At 73.9% G+C, this 1520-nt stretch carries 2 protein-coding genes; one reads left to right on the top strand and one right to left on the bottom strand.

Annotated elements, in window-relative coordinates; all coding sequences use genetic code 11:
- Positions 1-12 precede the first annotated feature (12 nt).
- Complete coding sequence (locus ACWGIU_RS37670; RefSeq protein WP_453712572.1) at positions 13-1020, bottom strand: DMT family transporter; 1008 nt, start codon at positions 1018-1020, stop codon at positions 13-15.
- 74 nt (positions 1021-1094) lie between these two features.
- On the opposite strand from ACWGIU_RS37670, the gene ACWGIU_RS37665 reads away from it, so the two are divergent.
- Positions 1095-1520, top strand: a 426-nt coding sequence (locus ACWGIU_RS37665; protein ID WP_453712570.1) for a LysR family transcriptional regulator, incomplete at its 3' end; no start/stop codon positions are given.

Genomic DNA, 1520 nt, shown 5'->3' with positions numbered 1-1520 from the left:
GCTCCGGCCCGGTCAGGCGGGCTTCCGGGCCCCCGGGCGGGTCTGGGTGAGGGCCGCGCCGGCCAGGACGATCGCGGCGCCGACCGGAGTGTTCCAGTGCAGGTGCTCGCCGAGCACCAGGACGCCCGCCGTGGTGGCGATGACCGGGATGAAGTACGTGACCATCTGCGCGGTGGTCGGGCCGACCTCCGTCACCAGCCCGTACTGCATCTGCAGGGCCATGCCCGTGCCGAGGGCGCCCAGCGCGATCACCGACAGGGTCGGCCAGAGCGGGAACGAGGTCGGCGCCGAGGTGAACGCGGCGCTGACGAGGGCGAGCTGCAGTGTGGAGATCATGAGCTGGCCGCCGGTCAGGGCCACCGGGGAGCCGGGCGTCCCGGCCAGCGTGCGGCGGACGTAGATCCAGCCGACGGGATAGCAGAGGGAGGCCAGCAGGGCGAACGCGGTGCCCTTGGCGTCGACACCGGAGAAGCCCTGCCAGGCGCCGAGCACGGTCAGGACGCCGAGGAAGCCCAGGCCCAGTCCGGCGAAGCGGCGGCGCGTCGGGCGGTCCTCGGACAGGGCGACCAGCGACAGCGCCATGCCCCACAGCGGCGAGGTGGCGTTGCAGATGCCGGCCAGGCTGGAGGGGATGCTGAGCTCCGCGTACGCGAAGAGCGAGAACGGGGCGGTGTTGAGGAGCAGCGCCGCCACGGTCAGGTGACCCCAGGTGCGCAGGCCGCCGGGAAGCGGCTCGCGGCGGACCAGCAGCACGGTGAGGAGGGCGAGCGCGCCGAACAGGACCCGGCCCAGCGCCACCTGGAAGGGTGCGTACGCCTCCGTGCCGACCTTGATCAGGAGGAAGCTGAAGCCCCAGACGACCGAGAGGATCGCGAACCGGACCCGCCAGTCCAGGAGGCCGCCCCGGCGCCCGCCGGTGGTGGGGGCGGCCGTGGGCGTGGCGGCGGAGGCCGGGGTGGGGGAGGCCGGGGAGGCGGAGGAGGCCGGGAGGGTCGGCCCGGGGGTGGTCGGTGCGCTCATGGCCCTTACTGTGCCCCTGTCAACTTCGTAGGACAAGCGAGAGTTTCTCTGCGCGACGACGTAGCATTGCTTACATGTTGAACCTGGAGCGCCTGCGCACCCTGGACGCCCTCGCCCGCCACGGCTCGGTCAGCGGCGCGGCCGACGGCCTCCACGTCACCACCTCCGCCGTGTCCCAGCAGCTGGCCAAGCTGGAGCGCGAGGTCGGCCAGCCGCTGCTGGCCCGGAACGGGCGCGGGGTCCGGCTCACCGACGCCGGACGGCTCCTCGCCGACCACGCCGCCCGGATCATCTCCCAGGTGGAACTCGCCCAGGCCGACGTCGAGGCCCAGCGCGGCTGCGCCGTGGGCGAGTTGCGGATCGGCGCCTTCCCGACCGCCATGCGCGGGCTGCTGCCCCAGGCTCTGGCCGCGCTGCGGGCCGGGCATCCGGAGCTGCGGGTCCGGGTGCGCGAACAGGAGCCCGAGGAAAGCATGGCGGCTGTCGTGCGCGGGGACCTC

It is taken from the genome of Streptomyces sp. NPDC054840 (assembly GCF_053611065.1).
This window is presented reverse-complemented; position numbering and strand designations above follow the sequence as displayed.

Excerpts from the sequence above, each read along its gene's own strand:
- ACWGIU_RS37670 (WP_453712572.1), bottom strand. The coding sequence starts at position 1,020 with ATGAGCGCACCGACCACCCCCGGGCCGACCCTCCCGGCCTCCTCCGCC.